Here is a 25,463-nt window from a genome sequence, read left to right as displayed (position 1 = left end):
GCGCGGAAACACCCGGCGCACCACGTCCTGTGGGATCCGCTCGCCCACGCCGGCACGGCGACAACACCGTTCGTCCTCGGACCTCGGCGCCTTGGCGCCTTGGCGCCTTGGCGCCTGAACACTTCCCGGGCCGATTGGCAATGTCAGGTTGGAAGCGCGGAGTTTGCAGAGGAGGGCTATGGCTTCGGACGCGGAGTTGATAGGCCGGTCGCTGGATGGCGATGTCGACGCCTTCGTGGAGGTGGTCGAGCGTCACGAGGCCGCCGTCGGTTCGTACCTCGCTCGCCGGGCAGGGCGCGATGCGGCCGAGGACCTGCTGGGCGAGGTTTGGGTTGCGGCGTTCGAGTCGCGGCGAACGTACGACCAGTCGTACGACGACGCGCGGCCGTGGCTGTACGGGGTGGCATTGAATCGCTTGCGTCGCTACTGGCGGTCCCGGCCGGCCGAGGACTTAATCGGAGACGTGACGGACCTGGCTAGTGGATGGGATCCGTGGTCTGCGGTGGACCTCGGCGTGGACACCCGGGCGGTACTCCGGTCGGCTCTGATGCGGCTCAAACCCCAAGAGCGGGAGGTCCTGAGGCTCGTCGCCTGGGAGGACCTGACCGCAGCCGACGCCGCGCGGGCGCTCGGCATGCCGGCCGGCACCACGCGGCGACTGCTGAGCCAGGCCAGGACGGCATTGCGCGACGCGCCGGGGGTGTCCGAGCTTCTGGAGGATCGCAACAGCGCGAAGGAGAGACACCGATGACCGACGAACTCGATCTGATCGGTGAGTTGGGCAGCGCAGAACCACTGCGCCCGGAGGCGTATCAGCGGGCGCGGGCGGTGCTGCGGGCGGCGATGGCCGACCCCGGAACCGTGCGGCTGCTGGGCGCGATATCAGCGGAGGACACGACTATGGAGACGACTTCGACCATGGAAACGACGACGACCACGCGGGAACAGAATTCCAGCCCGGCGATTCAGCGCCGCCGCGGGATCAGTATTGCGGGCCGGTTCGGCATCGGCGCCGGGGTGGGGGTTGCCGCGGCGGCGGCGGTCGTCGCTGTGGTGCTCAACTCGTCGGCGACCGGGGGCGCAGTGGCCGGCAAGGATTCGCCGGCCCCCGCCTCAGAGTCGGCCACCGTCGACGGGTCCGCCGACCGTGCGCCGCTGATGACTCTTGCCGGGTCCATCAAGACGGCCACCCCGTCGGCGGGCGACGCGTGGCTGGTGAAAGCGACTCAGGTCCACGGCACCAAGACCATGCAGGTCGTCTACACGCTGTACACCGACGGTCGCTCGATCTACACGGGCAACAGCGTGACGGACATCAAGCGTGCGATCACCCGCCACCAGGACCAGATGAAGGCCGGCGGCTACGCTCCGCTCCTCAAGGCGGCCGTCGCCGCGGCGGACAGCAGCCCGGCCGACGGCCGCACCCAGATACTCAAAGCAGCCAAGGACCCGCTGGTCGGCCTCGACCCTGCGGCGCAGAAGGCGGAGTGGGACAAGGAGCAGGCGGCCGCCCAGGCGATCATCAAGCAGAAGGGCGGCAACGCCAAGCCGAAGCCTTACAGCCTCGAGGCCGTCCAGCAGCACTTCGACAACGCCCTGTGGACGTACAGCACCGAAGCGCTGTCCGCCGGCAGCGGCAACCCGCAGGTCCGGGCCGGTGTGCTGCGTCTGCTGTCCACCATCTCTGCGGTCAGCGTCAAGAACTCGACCACCAACGGCAAGGCCACGCTGACGATCACCGCTGGGCCCCAGCTGTTCGGCGGCGAGGGCGGAGAGGTGCTGACCATTGACGCCAAGACCGGCATGCCGGTCAAGGACGTATCCACCGTGCCGGGCCTTCCCCAGGCCTCCACGACGTACGAATCCTCCCGGGTGACGACGGCCCACCTCTAGGCCGGCAACTCCCACCCACCAGCATTCCGGCAGAGGGGCGTAACGCACCCGGCGTTCGGTAACGGTGCGGGCCGTCTTTCTCAGGCGGCCCGCACGGTGCTCCCGGAGCTAACTGACGACCATGTAAGTCAGGATCGAGACGACCTCGGCTCGCTCATCTGGGCCGAAGGTCGCACCCTGGGGTTTGACCAGCATGAGCACCGGCAGCGGCGGTCGACCATGTCGACGGCGGTGCGGATCGCGTTGGTCACGCTTGCTCTATAGATCGCTCCACACTGCTCTAGTCACTACGACCGAAAACTGCACGGCGACAAGGCGACCTGGTCACGGCAACTGAAGACCAGCCGAGTCCGAGTGCAGTGGGATCCCGAACGGCCACTGCACCTGACGGCGTTGCCGTACCGGTCACTGCAGGTTGGGTTGTCCCGCGAGGCCGTCGACCGGTACGTCGACGCCTGGATTGTTGCCATCACCGACATCACCCCCATGGTGCACCAGGTCCGGAACCTCCTGCGCAGCGGCGACGAACAGGCGGCAGTAGCTCAACTGCCAGTCGAGCACGTCTACCCGCTGCCGGACCAGATCGCCGCCGGTCTCAACGCCAGCCCGGGCGTCACCATCGGCAAAGTGCCCGAGCAACAGCACGGACCATGACCGCCGTGCCGCCGGCCGACACGCCCCGTCGCGGCAGATCCGGGCAGGTGACCTTGGCCGATCGAGCCGTTGTCGCGTCGAGGCGCAGGCGGACCACTGATGGATGACCGGCGCCTGCTCTTTGAGGCGGTCCTTGACCGCGGCGCCAGTGTTCGCGTCGTCCGTAGTAGCCGTGGTTGGCTGCGGCATGTCCGATTGCGATACGCGTGCGGACTGTGACGTCGGCTCAGTAGTGGGCGTGGACCTGCGTCAGCGGATGCCCCAGGATGTCACCGGCGGCGGCCAGTTCTCCGTCGCTGAGGTCCCAGACACGCCGGGTCCAGTTCATAGCGCTCACCTCGAACCGCGCGAACCCGACCGGCGCCTCGAAGCGCAGTTGGAGCAACGTAAGCGCTGCTCCGCAGCACGGAACCGTAACGCCCAGGTCGTCGATGGTCGGTTCGCCGACCCGCCGCCCGCCGTTTCTCGCGATCAGCAGATCCCAGAACCAGTCCAGCCCAATCGCGGCGTCGCACCGAGGGCAGAAGACCTCCTCCATGTACTCGCCGCCATCGATCAAAGTGATGCGCTCGTGGAACACCGGCTCAACCACCTCGACATGATTACCCGGGCCGGCGAAGAGATCCGCGATGTATTTCGCCGCGCGAGCGGCCGCCTCGGACGTCGGCTGCCATTCCGGATCCGTGGGGATTACCCGGAGATAGAGGTCGCTCATCCCACCCTCTGCGTTGCGAGTCCGGCGGCAAGGTGACAAGCCGCTTCAAGATGCGATGGAGGGCCGCCCCCACCGCCGAGATCGTATGGGAGTTCTCGGCGGGCTTTAGCGTTGGGTGATCGGGTGCCGCCCAGGTCGATGCACTCACATCGGCCAGCGTCGGACGTTGGCGGGAGCGGGGCTGAACGCGCGCATCGCGGCAAGTCGGGATGCTGGCGCGACACGAGTCGAGACACGAATCCGCACGACCGTCTCACGGTCCTTCGTGAGTAACGGAATCTCTCGGGTCGGTTGTCGCCACGACGGCGTCCACCTCGAACTCCACCAACCACTCTGGATCGATGAAACGCGATACTCCCACGAAGGTGCACGCCGGCCGTACCTGAGAGAACCGTTCGCCATGTGCCCGCGCCGCCTCTCGCCAACGGGCGATGTCAACAAGCATGACCCTGGTTCTGATGACGTCTGCCAGCGTTGCGCCGGCCTCGCGCAGCGCCTGCTCGGCGATGTCCAGGCAACGCACGGATTGCGCGTACACATCTCCCGGACCGGCTGTGGCACCGTCGTCCGCGATCGGCGCGGTGCCGGCCACGGATACGTACGGCCCTATCCGTACGGCGCGTGAGAAGCCGATCTCCGGTTCCAGCGGTGATCCTGAAGTCACCAAGCGGCGAAAAGAAGTCATGGTGCAAGAGCATTGCAGAGCAGCGACCGCGCCGGGCGCCCGCCCGGCGGCTCTAACGCCCGTCGGCTTCACTGGCGCTGCCACCCCAACTGGCTCATCCGCGTAACGTACTCAACTCGGCAGAAGAGCACGTCACCCTGAGCGATCATGTAATCCACCGGAGCTGACCCCTTCGGGATCGCCGAAGTTGAGGGCCGTTCAGTGCGCCCTGCTGCTCCCAACCTGCTCCCCGATCCAGGGCTCACGCGGCGGCTGCGAGCGAGACGGACCGTCCTGCAGGTCGTTCGTGAGAGATCCGGGCCGCTTGCCCGAGCCGCACTGGCTAACGCCGACGCCCGGCCAGCGACCGTACGGCTCAGTCGTTCCCGCCCCGCTCCCACGGCCCGGTCGTCAACCGGACGTGCTCAGGAATGCCGCGCCTTATCAGCGGGACATCCGTGCATCTGATCGCCCTGGCCGGCGTTCTAGCACCGATGCGACCACGTGTGCTTACCGCCTCGTGCGGATGCGTCGTACCGCGACGTAGCGGCGGATCTTCTCTGCGGTTCCGCAGTCGTCCATGCTGCACCACCGACGGCTGCGGTTTTTGCTCTCATCGAGAAACAGGAAGCGGCAGCCCGCGCATCGCTTGATCCGGTCGAGCGCGCCCGTGGTGAGAAGCTGGACCGCCGCATGGACCACTGGCCGTAGGGGCCGGGCAAGCGTGTGGTCGTCTCGCCAGGACCATGCGAATGTGTTCCCGCGCACAAGCTGTGCGTGGGCGAGCGCGTCGGCTTCGTCGTCGCGCAGCCGGGTCAGCGCCGGCAGGCCTGGGTCTCCGCCAGCGGCCAGTGGCCGGAACACCTCGTCCAGGTAGTCACGGGTGTGCAGTGCTTGTGCGAAGGCGGTGTGGGCGCTGTCCGGATTGCCGCGGGACAGCCGGCGCAACGCCGCCGCGTCCGTTTCGGCGAGGGTACCCGCGTACACGCTCCAGGCGATCAGCTCGGCGTAGCCGGTGAGCACGTCGTCGTCCGGAGGCCCGACGGGTGGGCCGGCGCGGGTGTTGAGGAAGTCCAGTGCGAGGTGGCCGCCTACCAAGCGCATTCGCATAACCCCAGATGTTTCCATCAAAGCAGACTTTACCAGTTGCCCCGCGGCGGGAACATTCCTAGGGTGCTCCCATCGTAGCCGGCTTAGGAGGTAACAATGAGCGGGGCACATGGGCGCCGGCGGGCAGTGGGAGCGCTGATCGGTCTCGCCGGCGGAACGTTCCTCTACACCGCAGCCGAGGCGCTGCCGATCGGGCTGCTGTTGCCGATGGCCGTGGACCTGGCCGTGTCGCCGTCCCAGGTGGGCATGCTCGTCACCGTGTACGGCGCAGTGGTGATGGTCGCCTCGGTTCCGCTGACGGCGCTGATGCGCAAAGTCCCTCGCCGACGGTTGCTGTCGGCGCTCCTGGCCGGCTTCGTCGTCAGCAACGCGATCACGGTGTTCGCGAGTACGTTGACCATGCTGATGGCAGCCAGGATCGCCACCGCGGTCACTCATGCTTTGTTCTGGGCTGTCGTTGTGCCGACCGCGGCCGAACTGTTCCGGCCCGGACTGCACGGACGGGTGGTGGCGGTCGTGTTCGCCGGCGGCAACGTCGCTCTCGTCCTGGGCGTACCCGCAGGTACTTGGCTGGGCCAGCGTGCCGGCTGGCGGGCATCGTTCCTGGCGGTGGCTGGGCTCGGTGTGATCGTCTTCGCCATGGTGGCCTGGTTGCTGCCGTCGACGGGGCCACTGCAGGGGCATGCCAGCCGGGGCAGGACACCCGACTCCTGCCGCTTCTGGCTGTTGGTCGCCGTGGCCGTCCTGTCGACCGCCGGCGCCATCGCCGCCTACACCTACATCGCCCTCTTCATCACCGAGGTCAGCGGATTACCCGCCTCGTCGATCGGGACCGTTCTGCTGGCGCGCGGCGTCGCCAGCGTTTTGGGAATCCTCGCGGCCGGACCGATCGTAGACCGCAGCCCGTGGTCCGCCCTGGTCGCGACGGTCGCACTGCAGTGCATGGCGCTGCTCGGGCTGTACGCGTTTGGCCATCAGCCGGCGATCGCCATCGTCCTGATCGCAATCGCCGGACTGGGGTTCGCCGCGTTCACCGCGGCGCTCGGCGGCCTCGTCCTTCAGGTAGCGCCCGGCCGCTCCGACCTCGCCGCCGCGACGCTGTCCGCCGCCGTCAACGTCGGCATCACCGGCGGCGCTTTTCTCGGCGGCCTCACACTTGGGAGTCACGGTGCCCACAGCACGATGCTGCTCGGCGCCGTGCTCGCCGCCGTCGCCCTCACACTCACGCTCGGTGAACGACTCGTTCCACCGCCGCGCAGAAAGCACGGCACGGCGACACCCGAGCCCGTGAGCCGCCGCTACTCCCGACCCACGCGCCCATCCAGTGAGCCATTTTCATCGTGACGGTGCAGGTCACGGCAGGTGGAACCCTGGCGCGCCAGTGCCGCGGCTGCGTCGGCTGCGAAAATCGCCGTCCGGTTGTCGGAGCACACTGGTAGAAAGCCGGAGTGTAAATGACTTTGACGTTCTCCCCAGTCGTCGGCGGCGAGGGCGTCCAAGTGTGCTCGAATCTCCGACAGAAGGGCAGCGGGCAAACTACGACAAAGTCGTAGCTCTCGGCATCTTGGGCCACGCTGAAGGTGAGCGTGGCCACGGCTTTGGACGGGCGGCGTTACCGGTGAAGGTCTTCCCGTTGAACCACCGGCCTGACGGCGGCACCGATCCGGTATGCGAGCCGAAGGATCATGATGCGAACACCGCCGATGACGCGGCCGGTCGGGTCAGCCGGCGGTGCCGGCGCGCCGGGTGCTGCCGCGGCCGGTGGGCCAGGGCAGGCAGCCCGTGCCCGACCCCGGCACCGTGAACACGTCCAGGCCGTGGTCGATGCTCGACGTCACGATCTCCAGCGTCCCGTCGCCGTCGAGGTCGCCGATGGACGGCGCCGCCGCGATCCCGACACCGTTGCCGTTGGCGGACTGGCGCGGCAGCCGGGTGTAGGACAGTTGCTGCCCGGTCGCGGACAGCACCACCACCCGGCCGGCTCCGACGGAGGGGCCGTACGTGCCGAACACCAGCTCGGGCGTGCCGTCTCGGTTCAGATCTGCCGCGATCACCTCGGAGCCGAACGTCTTCGCCGCGCCGCGCGCGTAGTTGTACTTCCACAGCAGCTTGCCATCAGGGGACACCGCGTAGACGCTGCCGTCCGGGGTCGCGGACACGATCTCGGGCCGGCCATCGCCGGTGAGGTCGACCAGGGTTGGCGCCGGGATACCGCTGGGCGGATACCAGTCGCCGTCCCCGCGTAACGCCGGTTTGGCGGTGAGCACCGGCGTCTCGAACCCGGCGTGCCGACGCGCGGACCGCGCCCCGCCGTTCTGTGCCCCGTCGAAGGCCATCACCGCATAGCCCTGGGTCTCGTACGGCTCCTTCATCTCGGCGTTCGGCAGCCCGATCACCTCAGCGTGCCCGTCGCCGTCGAGGTCGACCATCGACGGCGGCGACGCGGTCCACTGCAGCCACATGGTGCTCTTGATGTCCGGCCACGTCCCGGTGTGCTTGTGGTAGTGCGCTTCCTCCACGGCGGGGTCGAGCCAGCGGATCATCTGCCCCCAGCCCAGCCGCTTACCCTGGTGCTGATTCTGCCGGTTGGTGAACCAGCGCGAGGCGAGCACCGACGTGCCATCAGGGTTGAACATGTTGATCTGGTGGTTGTCGTAGGTGACGACGATCTCCAGGTCGGGGTCGTCATCGAGGTTGGCGATCCCGACGTTCTCCCCGTAGGTGCCGTAGCCGTGATTGCCCGCGCCGTTGAAGGCGGCGTCGCTGCCCGTGTTGTACCGCGGCCAGGACGTGGCAGCGGCGCCCTTGGGGTGGTAGATCTTTCCGTTCGCACCGAACACGAACACCTGCGAGCCGGTGGTGGAAGTGTTCGTGGTGGTCGCCACGATCTCCATCCGGCCGTCGTGGTCGAGATCGGCCGCCGCGAGCCCGCGCGCCTCCGGGCATTGTCCGCCGCTGCACGTGGAGACCGGCCAGCCGGGCTTGACGCGCAGCTTGCGGCCGCGGAACTCGTACGCCACGACGGTGCCCTCGCCGCCGCCGGTCACGATGTCGGTGACCGAGTCGCCGTCGAGGTCGGTGACCACGGCGGGGGCGTACACGCGCCCCTTGCTCGCCGTGCCGGTGGCCAGCCGGGTGCCGGTGGCACTGTAGACGAAGGTCGAGTAGTCCGGCGCCACGATCTCCAGCTTGCCGTCGCGGTCGAGGTCGACCAGGCTCGGCGAGGAGAACCAGCCGGTCTGACCGGTGGCGACGGTACGCACATGTTTCGGCCGGGCCACCGCCGCGGCGCCGCCCTGGGCCTGACACGTGGACGGCGCCGTCGGCTTTGGCTTCTCCCCTAAGCCCGCTCTGGCGGCGGTCACCGTCGCGGAGCTCTCGGCCGGACCGGGCGCCGCCGCCCGGTTGCCGCCGCCCTCGCCGCGCGCCGTGGTCACCAGTGCGACCGCCACCAGCACCACCGTCGCCGCGCCTGCCGCGATCATCCGCCGCCTCATCGCCAGACCATGCACCCATCGGAACCTACCCGGCGACCGTGCCCGCGCAACGACGGGTCGCCCGCACACTCGGCGGCCGGCGCGGCGGTGCAGCCAGGATTCCGGAACGCTGGAACGAGCGGTCACCGGCCAAGCTCGGTTCCCTCGCCCGGCGAAGGTGCCGTAGCCGACGACGGCGAATAGAACGCGACCACCCTCGCCTACTGGCACCGGAGTGTCGGCGACGTCCGGAATGCCGCACGTGCGCGCACGGGCAGGACTCAGCGGTCCGCTGACGGATAGCGTTCGCGCAGGTCGAGCAGCGGGTTGCAGCGGCGTCGTGGTTTCCGACCCGGCTGGAGTCCTTGTGTGCCCGGGTGTGGTCAGCCTGAGGAATGCTGACAAGCTACTCAGCTACGGGTTTGCCGGGACGTATTCCGACCAGTTACGGTCGGCGATGCCGGAGTGAGAGGCGCTGCGACGGATCGGATCCGCCACGCTCACCCGGGAACATCGGATCCAAGGGCGCCTTCCGCGACGAGGGAGGCGTGATGAGTGCATCCGTGACCACGTGGGCTGCCGGCGACTATCCGGCCATGGCGCGGCGGCTGATGCCGGTCGCCGAAGCGGTGGTGGCCGCGGCCGCGATCCGGCCGGATGACCGGGTGGTCGACGTGGGCACCGGCACGGGCAACGCGGCGATACTGGCCGCACAGCGCGAAGCCCGCAGCATCGGGGTGGATCTGGAGCCCGCGCTGTTGGAGGTGGCCCGGCGGCGTGCCGAGGATGCCGGTCTGGTGGTCGATTGGCGGGTCGGCGACGCGACGCGGTTACCGCTGCCAGATGACTCGGCCGAGGTGGTCCTGTCCGTGCTCGGTGTGATCTACGCGAACGACCACGACGCGGCGGCCCGAGAGCTGAGCCGGGTATGTGCCCCCTCAGGCCGAGTCCTGCTGGCCGCTTGGACGCCGGGCAGCCTGATGCCGGCCATGGGGCAGGTCCTCGGCGGCCATCTACCGCCGCCGCCGGCCGCAGGCGCCCCGCCGAGCCGGTGGGGTGACCGCACGCTGGTCGAACGGCTCTTGGCAGCCGCCGATCTGCGGGTCACGTCGACGGCCGTTCACCGGTTGGCCTTGAGCTTCACCAGCGCCGACGCGGCGACCAGCCTGCTGATCGACACCGCCGGGCACGTCGTCGCCGAACGGGATCGGCTCGTGGCTCAGGGCCGGTGGGAGGCGCTGCGCGCGGACCTGCGCTCGTTCGTCGGCGACCGTGGGGTAGTCGACGGCGGCCGCTTCCGGCTGGAGCTCGAGTACCTGCTTGTGACGGCCGCGCCGGCAGCAGCGGTGACAGCATGACCCGAGCGGATCTGGACAAACAGCCGCCAGCGGTCGCCGCGATGTTCGACGGCGTCGCCGAACGGTACGACCTGGCCAACAGGATCATCTCGTTCGGCCAGGACGCCAGGTGGCGGCGGGCGACCAGAGCGGCATTGGGCCTGCGCCCAGGCGAACGCGTGCTCGATGTCGGCGCCGGCACCGGCGTCTCCACCGAGGAACTGGCCCGTTCCGGGGCGTTCGCAGTGGGAGTGGACCTTTCCACCGGCATGCTGGCGGTCGGCCGACGCCTCCGGCCTGCGGTGCCGCTGGTGGCCGGCGACGCGCTGCGCCTGCCGTTCCCGGATGGTGCTTTCGATGCGGTAACCATTTCTTTCGCGCTGCGCAACGTGGTCGATCTCGATGCTGCGTTGCGCGAGTTCGCCCGGATCGTCAGGCCAGGCGGGCGGCTTGTCGTCTGCGAGTGCAGCCACCCGACGATGCCCGCATTCCGTACCTTCTATCTTGACCACCTGATTCGGACCATACCCATGGTGGCCAGATGGGTGTCCAGCAACCCAGACGCATACGTCTACCTGATTGAATCCATCCGTGTCTGGCCGAATCAGCCGGATCTGGCGAAGCGGATCAGCGCATCGGGCTGGCAGCAGGTCAATTGGCGCAACCTCAGCGGAGGTGTCGCCGCGCTGCACCGCGCCACCCGCTGTTAAGGACGTCCGGGTCTGCAGTAACCAAGAGTAGACGGAGGTGCACGCCGCGGCTGAGCCGACGGAGCCGGTGGAAGTAGACAGGGTGCTGTCTCCTGAGACAGCTGACCCATCGAGATGTCATCGGGCAATACCCAACGACGCCGGCTCAACCGCGGCGGCGACCGCCAAGCCAGCTCCGCCCTCTGCATGATCCTCATCGCGCGACTTCGCTGGGACCTGCGCACCCGCGCCTACATCGACCGACGCGTCAGCGAAGGCAAAACCAGACGCGAAGCGATCCGCTGCCTGAAACGCTACGCCGTACGCGAGCTCGACGACCTCATCGCTCAGACACCGCAATCCGTCCTGACATCGACCGCTTGACATCCAGAGTGGCATCAAGCTCGCCGTGCGGTTCGAAGCCGTCCTACACATCGCCGCTATCAACGAGTGGCTGTGACCGCGGACCGTGAGATGCTCAACCCGTTGATCTCCACCTGGGACAAGGGGTGCCGATGACAGCCGAGTACCACGCCGCCGACACCGAAAACGGCGACCACATCGACGACCCATCCGAAGATGCCCTGTTCATGCTGATCAACCAGCTGGGCCACCCGGACAACACCTTTGTCACCATCACCCCGGGCCGACGACAGCGAGTGGTACGCCTCGGTATCTCTACTCGACGACGGCAGCTACGAGGTTGAACGCCGCGACCCCCGCTGGCGCGAGCACGACCCCACTACCGCAACCGACCTCAGCCGCATCGCCACCGACCTCACCATCTGGCTAGCCGCTCGCGGCTACCCCGGCCGACCGCAAGCCCGCCCCCGCGACGAATTCTGAAACACGCGGTCCTGGCCGCCACGTAGCCGAGGGTCGTGTAGGCCTCGAGAATCGGCTCCTCGGCGGAAGTGGCGAATCCATCTGGAAGTAGTGGTCCATGACCGTGAACGCGGGCACCGCGGCCTGCTCCGCGATCCGGGCGGTCTCCGCCAGGGCACCGGCCACCTCGGACGGGTCGTCGGGCGTGGAGAAGTTCCAGTAATGCAGTCCGAGTCTCATCGCCCGTCTCTTCCCGTCCCTGGGCCACCTGGCACTATGCCCGGGACTCGGCCGCTGCACCGCCGAACGGCCTGCCGGCGGCCCGGCAGAGCCGCCGGCACGCCGCCGCCCGTCAGCCGGCCGCCCAGGGCCGGATCTTCTCGGGGTTGAGGATCGCCCAGATGTGCGTGATCCGGTTGTCCGAGACGTGGAACGCGTACACCGCCACGGTGACGCCGTCCTGCTGAGCGACCAGACCGGGCTGACCGTTGACCGTCCGCTCCAGGATCGTCAGGTCGGTCGCCCGGCTGGCGAGGTCGGCGAAGAAGCGCGCGATCTGCTCGCCGCCTTCGACCGGGCGCGGCGCGGCGTTGACCAGGCCGCCACCGTCGCCGGTCGCCGTGGCGTCGGGGTCGAGGAGGCCGATGAGCGCGCCGATGTCGCTGGCTTCCCAGGCCCGCTTGAAGTCCCGGACGACCGCGGCCTGTCGGGCCGCCGGGAGCGCGGGAGCGTGCGAGGCGCGGAGGCGCCGGCGGGCCGAGGAGGCCAACTGGCGGCACGCCGCCGGGGTACGGCCGACGATCTCGGCCACCTCCGGGAACGAGAACCGGAAGACGTCGTGCAGGATGAACGACACCCGCTCGGCCGGAGTCATCGCCTCGAGCACGACGAGGAAGGCCATGTTGACCGACTCGTCCAGGGTGACCCGGTCGGCCGGGTCCGCCGTGCCGCCACCGGTCCGCCCGCTGATCCACTCGCTGGGCTCGGGCAGCGGCTCGGGAATCCACTCGCCCACGTAGCGCTCCCGCCGGGCCCGTGCCGAGCCGAGCACGTCCAGGCAGATGCGGCTGGCAACCGTGGTGAGCCAGGCGCCGGGGGAGGCGATGGCGTCCCGCTGCGGCGCGGACATGGCGTACCAGCGGGTGTACGTCTCCTGGACGGCGTCCTCCGCCTCGGCCAGAGAGCCGAGGAGCCGGTACGCGAGATTGATCAGTTGACGCCGCTCGCTCACGATCGCGCTCAGGTGCGGATCGGGCCGGCCGTGTCCTGGCTCGGGTCGGGTGGTCATCGCGCCGTCGGCTCCCTTGCTCGCGTTAATCCTCACGGATCCGACGAGACAGCGCACCGGAGTGTGAGGGCGGGCACGTCGCCTGACACTCCCGGGAGCCACATCGTCGGACAGGTCGAGGAACACCGATCCCACCCCAGCTGACAAGGAGAGAGCCAATGAGCGACTTCCAGGCCATCGCCGACCGCGTCGAGATCGAGGCGCTGCGCGGCGAATTCACCGACGCGGTGATGATGCGCGACCGGGCCCGCCTCGCCTCGCTGTTCACCCCCGATGGCGTGCTGCGCATGCCCAACATCCCCGCCGAGCAGATCGGCCGGGAGGAGATCCGCGCCGGCGGCGAGCGGCTGCAGGCGCAGTGGGACTTCTTCGTGCAGAACACCCACCCGGGCACCATCCAGCTCGACGGCGACACCGCCACCGGCCGTGCCTACATGCAGGAGTTGGCGCGCACCCTCGACGGCCGCCAGGGGCTGAACTTCGCCATCTACCACGACCGCTACCAGCGCACCCCGGACGGTTGGAAGTTCACCGAGCGGGTCTACGAGGTCCGGTACCTCGACACCACTCCGCTGGCCGGCTCGGCGCCCCGCCCGGCGGAGCCCGCCACCGAGTCCGCCACCAACTGAGCCCCCCACCCGAGCAACCCAGGAGGAACCATGACCACCTCTCTCCCGGCAGCGCTGTTCACCGAGCCGGCATCCGCGCAGCGCCTGGAGCGGGCCGCCGCCGCGCTGACCGCGCACGGCTTCACCGTCGAGATCCTCGACGACGTCGCCGCCGCGCGTACCCGGATCAGGGAGCTGATCCCGGCGGGCGCGAGCGTGTTCACCGCGGCCAGCGAGACCCTCCGCCTGTCCGGCATCGATCAGGACATCAACGCCGGCGGCCAGTACCAGGCGTTGAAGCCACGCCTGCTGGCGATGGACCGGGCCACCGAGGCCGACGGCATCCGGCGGCTGGTCGCCAGCCCCGACGTCGTCGTGGGCAGTGTCAACGCGGTGACCGAAACCGGCGCCCTGGTGGCCGCCTCCGCCAGCGGAAGCCAACTACCCGCCTACTCCGGCGGCGCCGGCCGCGCGATCTGGATCGTCGGGGCGCAGAAGGTGGTACCCGACCTGGGCACCGCGCTGCGCCGCATCGAAGAGCACGCCCTGCCGCTGGAGAGCGCCCGCGCCCAGGTGGCGTACGGGCAGCCCAGCGCCATCAACCGGCTGCTCGTCCTCAACGCCGAACCGCACCCCGGGCGGGCCACCGTACTGCTGCTCCGCGAGGCCATCGGCTTCTGAACCGAGGCCCGGCTGGAGCGGCTGCTCGTCGACGCGCCGGGGCAGCTGACCGTGACCCCGGAGACGACCGGCATGCGGGAGGTGGCGGACTGGCTGCTGAACTGGACTGTCGCGGCTGGCATCGAGGGCGTGGTGAGCAAGCGGCTGGTCGGGCGGTACGAGCCGGGACGGCGCGGCTGGTGGAAGTTCCGGACCAGGCTGGTGACCGAGGCGATCGTCGGCGGGGTGACCGGCAGCCTCCGCATCCCGGTCACTGTGCTGCTCGGCCGGTTCGATCGGCGTGGCCGGCTGCGGTACACCGGCTGCACGCCGAGCGGTACCTGGCCGCCCTGCCGTGACCGGCGCGCCCGAGGTCCGGCCGGGGGGCCGGACCTCGGGACTACGGCTGTCCGTGCAGTCGGGAGGCGATGTCGGTGACCGTCGCTCTGGCTGTGCGGCCGGCACCCACCAACGTGGCTGACGCCGGTCCCGTCCAGTATCAAGGCTGCGGAGAAGGACCTCCAGGAGCTGGTGGTCGCCCGCGGCTCCACGCTGATGGACCTGCACGGCATCGGTCCCTCAGGAGCGGCACGGCTGCTGGCCGACGTCGGCGATATCCGTCGGTTCGCCGACCGCGACCGGTTCGCGTCCTGGAACGGAACCGCCCCGCTGGACGCCTCCAACGGGGACCAGCAGCGTCACCGGCTCTTCCGCGCCGGCAACCGCCGGATCAACCGGGCACTGCACATCATGGCCGTGGTCCAGCTGCGCAACCGCACCGAAGGCCGCGCCTAGGGCGTGTCCTGCCGATCTTGTAGTGGTTGATCGTTGACGATGTGCCGGTGGTGCGTCGTGGTGAGTTGACCGATGAGGCATGGGTGGTAATCGCGCCGCTGCTTCCCGAGCCGGGCGGCGCGCGGGGCGGTGGCGGGATCACCGACAGGTCATCAACGGGATCCTGTGGAAGCTGCGCACGGGCGCACCGTGGCGGCCGGGACCGGGCCGGCCCGGCAAACGGCCCGACGTGCTGATCGCGGACAAGGGCTACGCGCACGACTCCACCCGCCGAGCACTGCGGCAACGAGGGATCCGGCACGTCATCCCGGAACGGTCCGACCAAGTCGCCCGCCGGGCCGCCAGAGGCACCGCCGGCGGCAGGCCACCCACCTTCGACAAGGCGATCTACCGCAAGCGCAACGTCGTGGAACGGTGCTTCAACCGCCTCAAGCAGTGGCGCGACCTGGCCACCAGATACGCCAAACGCGCATCCCTCTACCGCGCCAGCCTCGTCCTCATCGCGGCCATCATCTGGCTTCCATGATCGGCAGGACACGCCCTAGTCGATGTCACGGCGGCCGGCTGCTTCCCGGTCGGCGGGGTGGCCTGCGACCGGCTGGAGACCGCGACGGTGCGCATGGTCCGCGCCGAGTTGCTCGCCGCAGGGCTGGCCGACGAAGATCGGCTCGGAATAGGCGGTTCTGCCTGTGTCGGTGGGGATGGCTGGGTATGGCGGAGAGATGCTGACTCCGTAGCCGGCCCTACTCAGCGTTCTGTGCCTCGATCAGGTCAAGGTCGCGGACGCAGAAGCCGTGGTGCTCGAAGGTCTCGTTGAGCACCGTGCCGAGGCACTGCCGCACCGAGCGGCCCCGGGCGTACGGCGGCCAGACATCGTCGTCGGGCACCGGCGCTCGCGCTGCGAGCTGCGCAGCGGTGACCTCGTCGAGCCAGGCCTCGAGCTCGGCGGCCTGTGCGTCACGCACGCTCACGATCTCGTCGAGCGCTGGATCGAGCGAGAGGTCAAGCCCGTGCGCTCCACGGTAGGGCTCGACGGTCGTACCGATGCCCATCGGCGTGAACAGCTCCGTCGAGCCCAGGCAGCAGCGGCGGAACCACGAGTCGTGGACGAAGACCAGGTGGCGCATCGTCTGCACCGCCGACCACTCGCCGTTGACGCTGCGGTGCTCGATGCCGGGCGTACGGCGGATTCGCTCGATCGTGGCGGCCCAGCCGGCATGAAGCTGACGCGCTGCCTCGCGCAGATCGGCCGGATCCTCGGAGCGGATCAGCGCCCGCACCGGATGACGCCGGTCGAGCTCTGCCTCGACGTACTCGGTGACCTCGACACCGTTCACCACAAGGTTGGTGATGAGCCCCTCGATCACGGCATCCTGCATGACGACGCCGATCAGGCGTGCCCCGGTCAGATCGCATTCGCGGAACTCCGCACCGCGCAGATCCTCGTCGACATAGCGTGTCATGCTCCGCATGGTAGGTCCGAACACCGACAAGCCAGCCTCCCGGCTTGATTTGGCCTCTTCCAGGTCCTGACCGAGCGCGTGTGGCCCTCCCCTGCTGTCGTGCGGCAACCACGCTGCAGAGATCGGCAGCGATCGAGGTTGTCATCGGCTCGACAGCGCGAAGCATGTCAAGAGTCGAAATCACCGGATGATCGCCCTGGTACTCGCACAGGCATGCCTCGAGGCTGGCCACTACGGTCACCGTCGCCACTGCGTTGGGCAATCGAGACGGAGGTATGACGCCCGCTCGAACACCCACCCGACACGGGTACCGGCAGAAATGCACACGGTGCTGGAGTCGATCTCGGTCATGTACATCGAGTACGACTCCGGGCGACGTCGACCACATGTACGTGGTCGTCATCTGCCACGAGCTACTACTGACACGCTGGCACGACCAGCGCCGTGCTCGGCAACACCGTAAGCAGCAAACGAGCGCCGATAGCCGGTCACAACAGCCCCAACCTTGGCGAGTCGAGGTTAGGACGCGGCTGGGTCGGCCTCGCAGGGGTCCCGAGGAACGCAAATCCGACAGTTACGGTGAATCAGGCGCAGAGGATGTGTTCGCCATATCCGGCTCGCCTGCCTGACGCGACGCGCTTGGCCGGCTCTGGGAGGCACGCTTTGCCATAACCGAGCCATTTCCAAGGTGATCTCGCAGCTCGGGGCGGGCGCGACGACCTCGCCGATCTCATCCAAGCGCACCGCAAACGTCGTTCCCGGTGGCGGCGTCTCGGTCCGGGCCGACAGGCACTGCTCGCACTGGCCCACCTGCCCAACGGTGACACCTATACCCGGCTCGCCGCCGGGTTCGAGACTGGTGTCGCCACCGCCTGGCGCTTCGTGCACGAAGCGATCGTGCTTCTCGCCGCGGTCGCCGAGGACCTGGCCACGGCGATGCGGCGAATCCGGCGGCTGGCGTACGCGATCCTGGACGGCACCCTCATTCCAATCGATCGACTGGCGGACCAGAAGCCGTACTACTCCGGCAAGCACAAGAGGCATGGCTTGGACGTGCAGGTCATGGCCGACCGGGCTGGGCGACTCGCGTAGGCCTCACCGGCACTATCAGGCTCGGCGCACAACCTCATCGCCGCCCGCATCCACGACATCATCGACGCGCTGAACAGCGCAGACGTGAGGACTTTCGCCGATAAGCGCTACCAGGGCGCCCGAGGCAGCGTACGCACGCCGTTCAAGCGGCGCCCCTTCCGGCCGAAGCTGTCACGCCGACAGAAGACGGTCAACCGGACGCACGCGAGGATCGGTGCTCGTGGCGAACAACCCGGCACGCTCAAGACCTGGAAGACCCTGACCAAGCTACGCTGCTGCCCGCGCCGCGCCACCGCGATCGTGCAGGCCATCCTCGTCCTGCACCACACCGAAGCGAACCGCTACGCAGCATGAGAGTGGTTTTATGATCATCGCATGATCGATGCTGAGGTGACGGTGCGCCGGGCCTCCGACGCGGATGCGCCCGCCCTGGCCGGCCTGCGCTGGCGGCGGGCCATCCAGGAGCGCGGCTACCAGGGCGACAACCTGGACGAGTTCGTCGCGACGCTCGGCGACTGGATGCGCGGCCACCCCGAGCACCGGGCGTTCGTGGCCGAGGTCGCCGGCGAGGTGGTCGGGATGGCCTGGCTGGCAGTGCTCGACCGTGTGCCCACGGCAAACAAGTACGCCCGGCGCGGCGGCGACGTGCAGTCCGTCTTCGTCGTCCCCGAGCTGCGCGACCGCCGGATCGGCGCGCTTCTGATGTCGGCCGTGCTGAACGAGGCCCGTCGCCTGGAGCTGGAGCACGTGACGGTGCACTCCAGCACCCGGGCGGTGCCCTTCTACGAGCGCAACGGCTGGGGTCACGATCCCGAGTGGCTCAGCTGGGCCTCCGAGGTGTAGATCCGCTGCCCGTGCTGGCGCCTCAATCGGCCGGGACATCGTTCCGCCGGCCCGTTGCACTTCCTGCGGGTGGGCATCGTGCGGAGGCAACGCGATCAAGCAGCTGCCCACGCCGCGTCACTGCGACAGTGCAGCCCCCTCGTCCTGCACCACGTCGACGCGAACCGCTACGCAGGATGAAAACACTCGTCAAGTCCCCGCGGCGACGCCGACGCGGCTGCCGGGGGCCTGCTGGCAGGGTCGCCGCGCGCCCGAAATGCAAAGTTTGAGCCGGCTGATTTGTTCTTCGACCTCGTGTTCGTGTTCGCCGTCTCCCAGCTGTCTCACCACCTGTCGATCACCTGTCCTGGCTCGGCGCCGCGCAGAGCCTGCTTCCGCGTTGTCGGTCAAGCGGCAGTGAAGACGCACGCTCACCAGGACGAGGATGGACTCGTGAGAGCCGAGCGGACAGCGGCCGAACCAATCGGGCGAGGCGATGCCCGGCGGTCAGGTCGGCGGTGGCGACCGGCAGGTGGATGACGTACCGCTGGGTCACCGCTGGTGTCCCCGGACGTCGCGGGCGCGGGCCTGGTCGGACTGCCACAGTCCCCCAAGTCGCCAGTTCACGGCTCGCCGCAGGCCTATGCGATCGCGTGCGTGCAGCGCATCGACTCGTCGGGTGTGGTTGGCCGTGGGTGCGCTGAAGGTGCGCCTCGCCCCAGACCCGGACGCCTTCCACGACGGGCAAGACCGTGGTGCCGTAGGAGGTGAGCCGGTAGATGATCGGCGCCGGGACGGGTCCGGTCACGACGCGTTCAACGAGCCCGTCCGCCTCGAGCTCGCGCAGTTGCTCGGCCAGCACTTTCGGCGTGATCGGTGCGACCAGACGGCGGAGGCCGGCGAAGTGGCACTCGCCATGGGCCAGCCAGTACAGAAGGGTCAGCTTCCACTTCCCACCGATCGCGGCGAACGCCGCGGCCATCGGGCAGCCGGGTAGCGGATTGGGGCGCGACGGTGAGGGGTTACCTGCAGGTGCCTTCTTGTTCATGGGCGTGCTCCGCTCAGATAGTCGGATCATGAACCTTCACACCAAGATCACCTTGCCGTACAGGCGGGTCCTGGTCCCGTGCCTGTCGCTTCTCATGCTGACCGTGATAGCGGCGGCGGGCGACGCGGCGGCGGCTCCCCTCAGGGATTCGGCGGCTGTCGAGGACGGCCGACGTGACTTCGACTGGGAGATCGGTGCCTGGCATACCACGGTTCGGGTGCTCGCCGATCCGCTCTCGGACTCCGAGGATGAATGGCTCCAGTTCGAGGGTACGAGCGTCGTGCGCCCACTGCTGGACCAGCATGCGAATGTCGTCGAACTTAAGGTCTCGGGGCCGAACGGACGGATCGAGGGCCTCAACCTGCGGCTCTATGAGCCCCAGGCGGGGCGCTGGAGCCTGACCTTCGTGAACATCCGCGATGGACTGCTCACCCCGTCCGTGTACGGCGGGTTCCACGACGGTGTCGGCGAGTTCTACGGCGACGATCAGGTCGGCGGACGTGCGATCAAGGTGCGCTTCCTCATATTCCGACAGGGCCCGGACAAGGCGAGGTTCGAGCAGGCCTTCTCAGACGACGGCGGGAAGACGTGGGAGACGAACTGGATCGCCGTGGACAACCGAATTGCCAACGTCAACTGAGCAGCACCACGTGTCTGACCCCGGTCCGCGTCGCCGCGTCGCCGCGTCGAGGACGTTGTGGTGGTTGACGAACACCCGCGCGGCCTTGCCATCGCTGGGCACGAACACCAGCGCGTCGTCGAGGGTGGCATGCAGCGCCGCGGGGTCGTCCGGCGAGGGGTGGCGGGATCGCAGGACGGACGGTAACCGGTTACATTCGTCGAACCGGTTCAATCAAGACCGCCAGGAGGTACCCGGTGATGAACGCCAGCGGACCCCAGCCGTCCGACGCCCGGACCGATTGGGAAGCCCGCATCGCCCGCCGCAGCGACGATGGCGACACGGCCGCGCTACCCGACCTGCCACCACCGGCCCGCCTCACCGCCACCCCCGGCCGCGGACACGTCCGCCTCTCCTGGCAGCCTGTCGACGGCGCGGTCGGCTACCTGGTGCATCGTGCAACGCTGGATGGCGATCAAGTATCCGGCCCGTTCACCCCGCTGGACCACCTCGGCGGCGACGTGCTCACCGTTCCCGACACCTGGTACGTCGACACCACCGGCACGCCGGGCGAGCGGTATGCGTATGCGGTGGCTGCCGTACCCGAGGTGACCGTGACCGGCGCGCTGAGCGACCCGGTCACGGCGGCCGCCCTGCCCGGCGCCGGCGGGCCGAGCACCGTCACGCTGCGCCTCGACGCGGACGCCCCGGGCACCACCCTGCACCGTCCCTGGCAGCCGATGATCGGCAGCGAGCGGCTGTCCCAACTGCTCTGCCGTGACCACTCAGGCGGCCAGGAGATCGGCATCGAGCTGCTGGCCGCGCTCCGCCGGGTACGGGAGGAGATCGGCGTGACCGCCGTGCGGGCGCACGCGATCCTGCATGACGACCTCGGCGTCTACCGCGAGGTCGGCGGCGAGCCGGTGTACGACTTCAGCCGCGTGGACCAGATCTACGATCTACTCCTGGGCATCGGAATGACGCCGGTGGTGGAGATCGGGTTCATGCCCCGCGATCTGGCCAGGGACCCGGACCGCACCGTCTTCACCTATCGCGGCATCATTTCCCCGCCGCGCGACTGGGACCGGTGGTCCGGGCTCGTTCGGGCGCTGGTGACCCATCTGCTGAACCGGTACGGCGAGCAGGTGCTCGGTTGGGACTTCGAGGTGTGGAACGAGGCCAACCTGGAGGTCTTCTGGAGCGGCAGCCGCGAGGAATGGATGCGGCTGTACGACGTGACCGCCCGCGCGGTCAAGGACGTCGACCTGCGGATCCCGGTCGGTGGGCCCTCGTCGGCGGCCGCCGGCTGGGTGGACGCGCTGCTGGAGCATGCCGTGCGGTCCGGCGCACCGGTGGACTTCGTCTCCACCCACACGTACGGCAGCCCGCCGCTGGACCTGCGGCCCACCCTGGCCCGCCTCGGCTTCCCCGACGCGCGGATCCTGTGGACCGAGTGGGGCGTCACCCCCACCCACTTCCACCCGGTCAACGACGGCACCTCGGCCGCCACCTTCTTGCTCACCGGCATGCGGTCGGCCGCCGGCAGGGTCGAGGCGCTGTCCTACTGGGTGGCCAGCGACCATTTCGAGGAACTCGGCCGGCCGCAACGGCTGCTGCACGGCGGCTTCGGCCTGCTCACCGTCGGCGGTATCGCCAAGCCGCGCTACCACGCGCTGCGGATGCTCGCCCAGCTCGGCGAGACCGAACTGCCGGTGCGGGCCGCCGGCGACGGCGCGGACGGCCTGGTGCAGAGCTGGGCCAGCCGGCGCGGCGACGGCAGCCTGGCGATCCTGATCTGGGTGTCCACCCTCGACCAGGGCAAGCGGGACGGAGACCCGGCGCTGGCCCGGCGGATCCGATTGGTCATCGACGGTGCGGCCGGCCGGCCCGCCCTGGTTTCCCGGCTCGACCGGGAGCACGGTGACATCACCACCCTCGCCGACCGGCTGGGCGTCGCCGAGTGGCCGACCGATGAGCAGTGGGCCGCGCTGCGCGCCGCCGACCAGCTCCCGGCGGAGAAGGTGCAGGCCTCCACCGACGCTGGAGCGGCGGTGATCGAGCTGGACCTGCCGCAACCCGGCGCGGTGCTGGTGGAGGTCCCCGGCGCCTGATCCCTGCCCGCTCCGGTGGCGTCGTCGGCCGGGGTATCGGGCAGCCAGGTTCGCGGACCGGCCGGCCTCGGCTCGGCTCCCGCGGTGCCGACCACTCGGAAGATCGTGTTGCCGAAGTAGGGCCCTACGGCCGCGTGGGCGAGGGCCCTACTTCGCTGCACCGGTGCGATCGACGGGTTGGGCAGGTCGACCGTTAGCTTTTCGGCGGCGTCAGGCGGCCCCACGCAGCTGTGGAAGGTTCTGGTTGGCCGGCACGTTGAACGTCTCTTGTGCGATCAGTGGACGGATCCGGCGTTCGAACTGTGGCGAGACGAACGCGCGGCGCAGGAGGTCGTTGGCCAGCTCATTGCCGAGCGCACCCATGATCATGGCTTGATCGAGCGAGAGGTAACGCTTGGCCACGGTGCCGCTGCCGACCGCGATCGCGTCGTAGAAGCCGCCGGGGCCGTACGAGTCGAAGTTGGCCTTGAGTCGGGCGAGGTTGTCGACGACCGCTGCCTTGGCGTACGGGAGAGCGAGGAACGCCGCGTGCGGGGTCACCACGCCGTCGCCGTAGTCGGGGTCCGGGCCTGCTGGGCGGCAGTCGCCGAACCCCGCGTCGTACTTCGAGTGCTCCATGTCGGACGGGTAGCCGTCGGTGTCCATTCCCATCGCGTCGACTCCCCAGGCCAGGTAGCCGCCGGCCGGGTCGCTCGCCGGGGAGAAGCCCCAGTAGCTGTACCCGGCGTCGTTCAACCCGTGCTCGATCTGGCCGGCGACCGTCGCGGGATGGTTGCGGCCCCAGCTGTTGGGGGCCCACTGCGCTTCGGGCACGAACAGGTCGGGCATCAGAGCCTCGAACATGTCGCCGCCCCAGCTGGGTACGAACTGGATGCCGCGGTAGCGGTAGGCGCCCTCGTACACCGGAACGCCCTCGTAGGTGGTGTCGAAGCCGACCGGCTGCATCTCGTGCCAGCTCCAGTCGCAGGTGGCCGGCAGGGTGCGCATCGTGTTGTAGTAGGCCTTCGGTGGGATCTGGCCCATCGCGATGCCGAGGTACGTCGCGATGCGCGGCTCGGTGACGGTGATGTCGTAGTGGTTGCAGGTGAACCAGACGCCGTCGCGCTGCCGCGAGCACCCGGGGGGTGGCGCGTCCCAGAAGCCGCCGGCGATCAGGCCGCTGGCCCCGAACGGCGTCGACGCCGCCGGGTTGTAGTAGAAGCCGAAGTTCATCTTTCGCAGGATCGCGTCGGCCTTGCCGCGCAGCTCCGGCACGGCTCCCTTGACCACGTTGAGCGCGGCCGCGAGCCAGCCGTTGTCCACGCTGGACATGAAGGGGTAGACCGGGCTGCCGTTGTCGGGCCATACCGTGACGACCGAGCCGTCTCGCGGGTCGTACCAGTTGTAATACATGCCCGAGGCGGTGTGGTGCTTGAGCCGGGCGAGCGTGTCGAGGGTCCTGGCAATCCGTTGGCGGGCTTCGGCCCGCGAGATGATGCCGAGCTTGCTGGCGACCACCGCGGACCACAGGTAGCCGCCGATGTTGGTGGGGGATGTGTAGGTGGCGCGGCCGTCGGCGGCGAGGTCGCCGGTGATGTTGTCAGCGACCAGGCCGGTGCCGGGGTCGGTCATGGCGGCCATCGACCGCCACGTGTCCGAGGCGTAGCGGAGCAGGGCCCGGTCGGGGCCGCGCTCGTCGGGTGCCGCGACGGCGGCTGGGCCGCCTGCCAGCACGAGTGCCAGCGCGAGGAGCGGTGCGAGAAGGCGTCGCATGGGTCTCCTTGTCTGGTGCGGGGATGGGTCACTTGATTCCGGTGGTCGCGATGCCGCGCAGGAAGTGCCGCTGGAGGAACAGGAACACGATGAGCACCGGGAGCACGACGACGACTGCGCCGGCGAGGAGCAGCCCGTAGTTGCGTTCGTTCTCGCCGACGCTGTAGAGCGCGAGGGCGACCGGCAACGTGTACTTGTCCTCGGTGGTGGCGACCACGAGGGGCCACAGGAAGTTGTTCCAGGACGCGAGGAAGGTGAGGATCCCGAGGGTGGCCAGTGCCGGCCGGCACAGCGGAAGCACCACCCGCCAGAAGATCCGGAATTCGCCGGCGCCGTCGACCCGGGCGGCCTCGATGAGCTCGTCGGGGATCGACTGGAGGAACTGCCGCATGAGGAACACGCCGAACGGTCCGACGAGGAACGGCAGGATCAGGCCGGCGTAGGTATTGGTCAGGCCCATGTTGCTGACCAGCACGAACTGCGGGACGAAGGTCACCATGCCGGGCACCATGAGCATGCCGAGCACGGCCAGGAAGAGCGCCCGCTTGCCGGGGTAGCGCAGCTTTGCCAACGCGTACCCGACGAGCGAGCAGAACAGCAGGTTGCCGACCATGACCAGCGTCGCGACCAGTGCGGAGTTGAAGAAGTAGAGCGGAAAGTCGAGCCGGGAGAACAGCCCACGGAAGTTGTCGAGCGTGACCGTCTCGGGCCACCAGGTCGGCGGCACGTCGCGGATCTCCCGCTCCGGCTTGAGCGATGACAATGCCATCCAGAGGAACGGTCCGGCCACGGCGAGTAGCCCGATGAGCAGGACGGCGTAGAGCATGGCCTTCGCAACCCGATCGCGGGTACGCAGGGTGATGTCCTTCGTGGCCATCGTCAGTTCCTCTCCCCCAACAGGCGGAACTGGACGGCCGACAGCGCCACGATCACCAGGAAGAGCACGTAGCTGGCGGCGGCCGCGTAGCCGTAGTTGCCGAAGCCGAACTGGTTGTAGATGTGGAACGACACCGACAGCGTCGAAGAGAGCGGGCCGCCCTGCGTCATGACGAGCGGCTCCTCGAAGAACTGGAGATAGCCGATGCCGGTGATCACCCCGCCGAAGAGCAGCGTCGGCCGGAGCATCGGCACGGTGACGTTGCGGAACTGCTGCCACCGCGTCGCGCCGTCGAGCGTCGCCGCCTCGTAGAGGTCGGCCGGCACCGCCTGGAGTCCGGCCAGGAAGATCACCATCAGGAAGCCGAAGTTGCGCCACGCCGCCATGACGATCAGCGACGGCAGCGCGAGCCTGGTGTCGTACAGCCAGTTCGGCCCGTCGATCCCGACCAGGCGCAACAGGTTGTTGACCAGTCCGACCTCTGGGTCGAGCAGGAAACGCCAGACCACCGAGAGCGCCACGATGCTGGCCACGACCGGCAAGTAGAAGCCGACCCGGAACAGCGCGCGGAAGCGTACGAGCCCGGAGTTGAGCGCGGTCGCGGCGGCCAGGGCCAGCACCATCGTGAGCGGGACGCCGATGACGACGAAGACCAGGGTGTTGACCGACGAGCGCAGGAACAGTTGATCGGAGAACAGGCGGGTGTAGTTGTCGAGGCCGACGACGTTGACGGCCAGCGGGTTGCGCAGGTCGGTGGAGCGCAGGTCGGTGAAGCTCATGAGCAGCGAGACCACCACCGGCAGCGCCATGAACACGAGGAACAACACGGTGAAGGGCGCGGAGAAGGCCCAGCCGGTCAGCGCACGCCGCAGGCGCTGCCGCCGCCGGACCGACCCGGCGGGCCGGTCGGGGCTCGTCGCCCCGGCCGGTCGCGCCGGTGCCGTCGCCGCGGGGGCGCCGGCCAT

23 protein-coding genes and 4 pseudogenes are annotated in these 25,463 nt (G+C 69.0%); 17 read left to right on the top strand and 10 right to left on the bottom strand.

Translation table 11 applies throughout. The features are described 5' to 3' along the window. Nucleotides 1-178 precede the first annotated feature (178 nt). The 3 genes and pseudogenes from NFX44_RS28950 to NFX44_RS28940 form a co-directional block, all read left to right on the top strand. Nucleotides 179-751, top strand: a complete 573-nt coding sequence (locus NFX44_RS28950) for an RNA polymerase sigma factor (protein WP_262286772.1) — start codon at nt 179-181, stop codon at nt 749-751. Then, nucleotides 748-1,893 (top strand): hypothetical protein, encoded by a 1,146-nt coding sequence (locus NFX44_RS28945; protein WP_262286771.1) that lies wholly within the window; start codon nt 748-750, stop codon nt 1,891-1,893. The genes NFX44_RS28950 and NFX44_RS28945 overlap by 4 nt, the downstream gene beginning before the upstream one ends. A 264-nt stretch (nt 1,894-2,157) precedes the next feature. Further along, a pseudogene (locus NFX44_RS28940) lies at nt 2,158-2,547 on the top strand (DUF4291 family protein); the annotation flags it as partial. Between the two features lie 226 nt (nt 2,548-2,773). On the opposite strand, the gene NFX44_RS28935 reads toward NFX44_RS28940, so the two are convergent. From NFX44_RS28935 to NFX44_RS28925, 3 genes are all read right to left on the bottom strand, one after another. Further along, nucleotides 2,774-3,262 carry a hypothetical protein gene (locus NFX44_RS28935; RefSeq protein WP_262286770.1) on the bottom strand — a complete coding sequence of 163 codons (489 nt, stop codon included), beginning with the start codon at nt 3,260-3,262 and terminating at the stop codon, nt 2,774-2,776. Between the two features lie 253 nt (nt 3,263-3,515). Next, nucleotides 3,516-3,947: a RidA family protein gene (locus tag NFX44_RS28930; RefSeq protein ID WP_262286769.1), complete on the bottom strand. Its 432-nt coding sequence runs from the start codon at nt 3,945-3,947 to the stop codon at nt 3,516-3,518. A 489-nt stretch (nt 3,948-4,436) separates the two neighbouring features. Further along, nucleotides 4,437-5,030 carry an ABATE domain-containing protein gene (locus NFX44_RS28925; protein WP_262286768.1) on the bottom strand — a complete coding sequence of 198 codons (594 nt, stop codon included), beginning with the start codon at nt 5,028-5,030 and terminating at the stop codon, nt 4,437-4,439. A 132-nt stretch (nt 5,031-5,162) separates the two neighbouring features. On the opposite strand from NFX44_RS28925, the gene NFX44_RS28920 reads away from it, so the two are divergent. Next, nucleotides 5,163-6,380 (top strand): MFS transporter, encoded by a 1,218-nt coding sequence (locus NFX44_RS28920; RefSeq protein WP_262286767.1) that lies wholly within the window; start codon nt 5,163-5,165, stop codon nt 6,378-6,380. Nucleotides 6,381-6,757: 377 nt separating this feature from the next. On the opposite strand, the gene NFX44_RS28915 is transcribed toward NFX44_RS28920, so the two are convergent. Next, nucleotides 6,758-8,743, bottom strand: coding sequence for a VCBS repeat-containing protein (locus NFX44_RS28915; RefSeq protein ID WP_262286766.1), 1,986 nt, complete (start codon nt 8,741-8,743; stop codon nt 6,758-6,760). Between the two features lie 320 nt (nt 8,744-9,063). Between NFX44_RS28915 and NFX44_RS28910 the strand changes: the two genes are divergently transcribed. From NFX44_RS28910 to NFX44_RS28895, 4 genes and pseudogenes are all read left to right on the top strand, one after another. Next, nucleotides 9,064-9,870 carry a class I SAM-dependent methyltransferase gene (locus NFX44_RS28910; RefSeq protein WP_262286765.1) on the top strand — a complete coding sequence of 269 codons (807 nt, stop codon included), beginning with the start codon at nt 9,064-9,066 and terminating at the stop codon, nt 9,868-9,870. Then, complete coding sequence (locus NFX44_RS28905) at nt 9,867-10,559, top strand: demethylmenaquinone methyltransferase (protein ID WP_262286764.1); 693 nt, start codon at nt 9,867-9,869, stop codon at nt 10,557-10,559. The genes NFX44_RS28910 and NFX44_RS28905 overlap by 4 nt, the downstream gene beginning before the upstream one ends. A gap of 105 nt (nt 10,560-10,664) precedes the next feature. Next, nucleotides 10,665-10,922: pseudogene (locus NFX44_RS28900) on the top strand (transposase); the annotation flags it as partial. Between the two features lie 131 nt (nt 10,923-11,053). Next, a complete protein-coding gene (locus NFX44_RS28895) occupies nt 11,054-11,245 on the top strand; it encodes a hypothetical protein (RefSeq protein WP_262286763.1) in 192 nt (63 codons plus the stop codon). Between the two features lie 470 nt (nt 11,246-11,715). Here the strand turns inward: NFX44_RS28895 and sigJ are convergent, their stop codons facing one another. Then, on the bottom strand, nt 11,716-12,651 hold the full coding sequence (sigJ, locus tag NFX44_RS28890; RefSeq protein WP_262286762.1) for an RNA polymerase sigma factor SigJ: 936 nt from the start codon (nt 12,649-12,651) through the stop codon (nt 11,716-11,718). A gap of 158 nt (nt 12,652-12,809) precedes the next feature. On the opposite strand from sigJ, the gene NFX44_RS28885 reads away from it, so the two are divergent. The 5 genes and pseudogenes from NFX44_RS28885 (at nt 12,810) to NFX44_RS28865 (ending at nt 15,240) form a co-directional block, all read left to right on the top strand. Continuing rightward, nucleotides 12,810-13,280 carry a nuclear transport factor 2 family protein gene (locus NFX44_RS28885; protein ID WP_262286761.1) on the top strand — a complete coding sequence of 157 codons (471 nt, stop codon included), beginning with the start codon at nt 12,810-12,812 and terminating at the stop codon, nt 13,278-13,280. 30 nt (nt 13,281-13,310) lie between these two features. Beyond that, nucleotides 13,311-13,940, top strand: coding sequence for a lactate utilization protein (locus tag NFX44_RS28880; RefSeq protein WP_262286760.1), 630 nt, complete (start codon nt 13,311-13,313; stop codon nt 13,938-13,940). A gap of 12 nt (nt 13,941-13,952) precedes the next feature. Further along, complete coding sequence (locus tag NFX44_RS28875) at nt 13,953-14,357, top strand: hypothetical protein (protein ID WP_315974650.1); 405 nt, start codon at nt 13,953-13,955, stop codon at nt 14,355-14,357. Between the two features lie 93 nt (nt 14,358-14,450). Next, nucleotides 14,451-14,714, top strand: coding sequence for an IS110 family transposase (locus NFX44_RS28870; protein WP_262286759.1), 264 nt, complete (start codon nt 14,451-14,453; stop codon nt 14,712-14,714). A 50-nt stretch (nt 14,715-14,764) separates the two neighbouring features. Next, a pseudogene (locus NFX44_RS28865) lies at nt 14,765-15,240 on the top strand (transposase). Nucleotides 15,241-15,457: 217 nt separating this feature from the next. On the opposite strand, the gene NFX44_RS28860 reads toward NFX44_RS28865, so the two are convergent. Continuing rightward, on the bottom strand, nt 15,458-16,177 hold the full coding sequence (locus NFX44_RS28860) for a DinB family protein (protein ID WP_262286758.1): 720 nt from the start codon (nt 16,175-16,177) through the stop codon (nt 15,458-15,460). A 714-nt stretch (nt 16,178-16,891) separates the two neighbouring features. Here NFX44_RS28860 and NFX44_RS28855 point away from each other — a divergent pair. Then, nucleotides 16,892-17,623: pseudogene (locus NFX44_RS28855) on the top strand (transposase family protein); the annotation flags it as partial. A gap of 21 nt (nt 17,624-17,644) precedes the next feature. Continuing rightward, the gene (locus NFX44_RS28850) at nt 17,645-18,112 is read left to right on the top strand and encodes a GNAT family N-acetyltransferase (RefSeq protein WP_262286757.1); all 468 of its coding nucleotides are present in this window, start codon (nt 17,645-17,647) and stop codon (nt 18,110-18,112) included. 337 nt (nt 18,113-18,449) lie between these two features. On the opposite strand, the gene NFX44_RS28845 is transcribed toward NFX44_RS28850, so the two are convergent. After that, nucleotides 18,450-19,139: a helix-turn-helix domain-containing protein gene (locus tag NFX44_RS28845; protein WP_262286756.1), complete on the bottom strand. Its 690-nt coding sequence runs from the start codon at nt 19,137-19,139 to the stop codon at nt 18,450-18,452. A 28-nt stretch (nt 19,140-19,167) separates the two neighbouring features. Here NFX44_RS28845 and NFX44_RS28840 point away from each other — a divergent pair, with 28 nt between their 5' ends. Both NFX44_RS28840 and NFX44_RS28835 read left to right on the top strand, forming a co-directional pair. Continuing rightward, a complete protein-coding gene (locus NFX44_RS28840) occupies nt 19,168-19,779 on the top strand; it encodes a hypothetical protein (protein WP_262286755.1) in 612 nt (203 codons plus the stop codon). Nucleotides 19,780-20,018: 239 nt separating this feature from the next. Further along, the gene (locus tag NFX44_RS28835) at nt 20,019-21,869 is read left to right on the top strand and encodes a xylan 1,4-beta-xylosidase (RefSeq protein WP_262286754.1); all 1,851 of its coding nucleotides are present in this window, start codon (nt 20,019-20,021) and stop codon (nt 21,867-21,869) included. 210 nt (nt 21,870-22,079) lie between these two features. On the opposite strand, the gene NFX44_RS28830 is transcribed toward NFX44_RS28835, so the two are convergent. From NFX44_RS28830 to NFX44_RS28820, 3 genes are read right to left on the bottom strand one after another with little or no spacing between them, the layout of a single operon-like run. Further along, on the bottom strand, nt 22,080-23,621 hold the full coding sequence (locus NFX44_RS28830) for a glucoamylase family protein (RefSeq protein WP_262286753.1): 1,542 nt from the start codon (nt 23,619-23,621) through the stop codon (nt 22,080-22,082). A gap of 28 nt (nt 23,622-23,649) precedes the next feature. Then, a complete protein-coding gene (locus NFX44_RS28825) occupies nt 23,650-24,498 on the bottom strand; it encodes a carbohydrate ABC transporter permease (protein WP_262286752.1) in 849 nt (282 codons plus the stop codon). A gap of 2 nt (nt 24,499-24,500) precedes the next feature. Beyond that, complete coding sequence (locus NFX44_RS28820; RefSeq protein ID WP_262286751.1) at nt 24,501-25,463, bottom strand: carbohydrate ABC transporter permease; 963 nt, start codon at nt 25,461-25,463, stop codon at nt 24,501-24,503.

It is taken from the genome of Micromonospora sp. MA102, assembly GCF_025460765.1.
GTDB lineage: Bacteria > Actinomycetota > Actinomycetes > Mycobacteriales > Micromonosporaceae > Micromonospora > Micromonospora halotolerans.
This window is presented reverse-complemented; position numbering and strand designations above follow the sequence as displayed.

Excerpts from the sequence above, each read along its gene's own strand:
- NFX44_RS28935 (WP_262286770.1), bottom strand. The coding sequence starts at position 3,262 with ATGAGCGACCTCTATCTCCGGGTAATCCCCACGGATCCGGAATGGCAG.
- NFX44_RS28910 (WP_262286765.1), top strand. The coding sequence starts at position 9,064 with ATGAGTGCATCCGTGACCACGTGGGCTGCCGGCGACTATCCGGCCATG.
- NFX44_RS28820 (WP_262286751.1), bottom strand. The coding sequence starts at position 25,463 with ATGGCCGGCGCCCCCGCGGCGACGGCACCGGCGCGACCGGCCGGGGCG.
- NFX44_RS28895 (WP_262286763.1), top strand. The coding sequence starts at position 11,054 with ATGACAGCCGAGTACCACGCCGCCGACACCGAAAACGGCGACCACATC.
- NFX44_RS28885 (WP_262286761.1), top strand. The coding sequence starts at position 12,810 with ATGAGCGACTTCCAGGCCATCGCCGACCGCGTCGAGATCGAGGCGCTG.
- NFX44_RS28825 (WP_262286752.1), bottom strand. The coding sequence starts at position 24,498 with ATGGCCACGAAGGACATCACCCTGCGTACCCGCGATCGGGTTGCGAAG.
- NFX44_RS28830 (WP_262286753.1), bottom strand. The coding sequence starts at position 23,621 with ATGCGACGCCTTCTCGCACCGCTCCTCGCGCTGGCACTCGTGCTGGCA.
- NFX44_RS28930 (WP_262286769.1), bottom strand. The coding sequence starts at position 3,947 with ATGACTTCTTTTCGCCGCTTGGTGACTTCAGGATCACCGCTGGAACCG.
- NFX44_RS28950 (WP_262286772.1), top strand. The coding sequence starts at position 179 with ATGGCTTCGGACGCGGAGTTGATAGGCCGGTCGCTGGATGGCGATGTC.
- NFX44_RS28840 (WP_262286755.1), top strand. The coding sequence starts at position 19,168 with ATGAACCTTCACACCAAGATCACCTTGCCGTACAGGCGGGTCCTGGTC.
- NFX44_RS28860 (WP_262286758.1), bottom strand. The coding sequence starts at position 16,177 with ATGACACGCTATGTCGACGAGGATCTGCGCGGTGCGGAGTTCCGCGAA.
- NFX44_RS28905 (WP_262286764.1), top strand. The coding sequence starts at position 9,867 with ATGACCCGAGCGGATCTGGACAAACAGCCGCCAGCGGTCGCCGCGATG.
- NFX44_RS28880 (WP_262286760.1), top strand. The coding sequence starts at position 13,311 with ATGACCACCTCTCTCCCGGCAGCGCTGTTCACCGAGCCGGCATCCGCG.
- NFX44_RS28850 (WP_262286757.1), top strand. The coding sequence starts at position 17,645 with ATGATCGATGCTGAGGTGACGGTGCGCCGGGCCTCCGACGCGGATGCG.
- sigJ (WP_262286762.1), bottom strand. The coding sequence starts at position 12,651 with ATGACCACCCGACCCGAGCCAGGACACGGCCGGCCCGATCCGCACCTG.
- NFX44_RS28945 (WP_262286771.1), top strand. The coding sequence starts at position 748 with ATGACCGACGAACTCGATCTGATCGGTGAGTTGGGCAGCGCAGAACCA.
- NFX44_RS28925 (WP_262286768.1), bottom strand. The coding sequence starts at position 5,030 with ATGCGCTTGGTAGGCGGCCACCTCGCACTGGACTTCCTCAACACCCGC.
- NFX44_RS28835 (WP_262286754.1), top strand. The coding sequence starts at position 20,019 with ATGAACGCCAGCGGACCCCAGCCGTCCGACGCCCGGACCGATTGGGAA.
- NFX44_RS28845 (WP_262286756.1), bottom strand. The coding sequence starts at position 19,139 with ATGAACAAGAAGGCACCTGCAGGTAACCCCTCACCGTCGCGCCCCAAT.